The organism is Mycobacterium sp. (assembly GCF_050701675.1).
Lineage (GTDB): Bacteria > Actinomycetota > Actinomycetes > Mycobacteriales > Mycobacteriaceae > Mycobacterium.
Genome location: NZ_JBOGDD010001055.1, coordinates 1 through 1,571, shown reverse-complemented (window position 1 = coordinate 1,571; position 1,571 = coordinate 1). Strand labels below are relative to the sequence as shown.

Sequence of the window (1,571 nt, the reverse complement as noted above, 5' to 3'; positions counted from 1 at the left end):
CACCTGGAGTCTGCACGGTGCTGTGCCGATGGCCTGTCCTGCAGAAGCCTATTCGAGTGGCGTTGGGGTTTATCGCCGTGGGCTCGCGTTGGTGGCTGAGACGACGTGGAGATGACGAATGACTGCGCTGGCGTGGATCGTTTGCAGCTTCTCTGCTCTCGTCGCCCTGTTGATCGTGTTCCGGGCGCGAAGGGGAGTACCCGGTGCTCAGGCGGCTTCGACAGAGCGAGCTTCCAGGCCTGCGGCGCTGCTCGATGCGGAACTGCTCTACATAGAGAAGGTGTTTCGTGTGTCCAGGCCAGTACACCTGGTCGCCAAGCTTGACCGGGCGTACCGGACGCCTTCCGGCGTCGTCGTGCTGGTGGAGTTCAAGAGCCGGTGGATCCGCCGGCCGTTCCTGTCGGACGTGATCCAGTTGTCGGCCCAGAGGATGGCACTGGCGGGTCAGACGCGACAGGCCGTAGCGCCCTACGGGTACGTGGTGGTCAAGACACCGAGCAAGGCGGGCGCGCACACAGCCCACCGTGTTGAATTGATGTCGGAAGAGGTCGTGGTGGCATTGGTCAAACGCCGGCAGGACATCCTTGCGAAATGGGTCGAGCCTCGTTACGCAGAATCGAAAGCGATGTGCCGAACGTGCGCATTCCGGTCGGAATGTGACAGCCCCCATCTTGTGGCCTCTCGGCGCCATTGACTATCAGCCTCACGCACTCGAGTGTTGTCGCGAAGGTCGATGGCATCGACGACGCGGTGGCTTCAGTTTGCTAGCCGGCACGGTCGTCGCAACGCCCCCTCGCGCGAAGGCAGTCGCTGGCGGCGATGACGTCGGGCCGGGTTGCACCGCTGCGTTGCCGCTCTTCGAACGCCTGCAACTGTTCTTGACGAGTTCCGAAGGCCATTTGTCCGTCGCGCTCTCGCGTCAGCAGATGTCGAAACGCCGCGTCTTTTGCCGTGTCTGTTCCTTGGGGCATTGCGTGAGTGCACGTGAACATCATGGCTCCTGCCCTTTCAGCACCGCCATCGACCGATCGACGTCATATGAATCATCAACAGGTCAGCGAGATATGCTTCGAAGAGATCTACGTCGTGCCCACCGATCAAGCAGCACGCTCGCTGTTCACTCGCCTGCCGCACGGAAAGGCCTACGCCGAAACACTGATCGAGTGTTTCGCCACGGGGTATCTCATTGCAGTCGTTGAATCGATCTGCATTCGGGAAATGCAGCGGCACATTGACCCCACGGCAGAGGTCGTTGTCGGACGCGACATCCGGATCGAACATTGCGGGCCGATCCCTTCTGGCGCGAAGGTTCGCCTCTCGGGTTGGGTGGAGCGACTGGGAAATCGCAGCACGACTTTTTGCGTGCGTGCCCATGACGACCATGAGCTTGTTTGCATGGGCAAGGTGACGTTGGTCGCGGCCGATCGCGCGTCAATCGAATCAAGGATCGCGACAAAGGTCAATTGCTTGCAGAAGATGGGCTCCGAGGACTAGACCCAATTGTCGAACAGCATGCGGCAGTAGTCCCGGGTCCAGGCCCAGGGTCCGACCGGGCCAGTGCGTCCACACTG

At 61.1% G+C, this 1,571-nt stretch carries 2 protein-coding genes; both read left to right on the top strand.

Annotated features, from left to right (window positions below; genetic code table 11):
• Nucleotides 1–118: 118 nt before the first annotated feature.
• Nucleotides 119–694 carry a PD-(D/E)XK nuclease family protein gene (locus tag ACRDUX_RS32420; RefSeq protein ID WP_526420217.1) on the top strand — a complete coding sequence of 192 codons (576 nt, stop codon included), beginning with the start codon at nucleotides 119–121 and terminating at the stop codon, nucleotides 692–694.
• A 299-nt stretch (nucleotides 695–993) separates the two neighbouring features.
• Nucleotides 994–1,494 (top strand): thioesterase family protein, encoded by a 501-nt coding sequence (locus ACRDUX_RS32415; protein WP_526420218.1) that lies wholly within the window; start codon nucleotides 994–996, stop codon nucleotides 1,492–1,494.
• The last annotated feature ends 77 nt before the right edge of the window (nucleotides 1,495–1,571 follow it).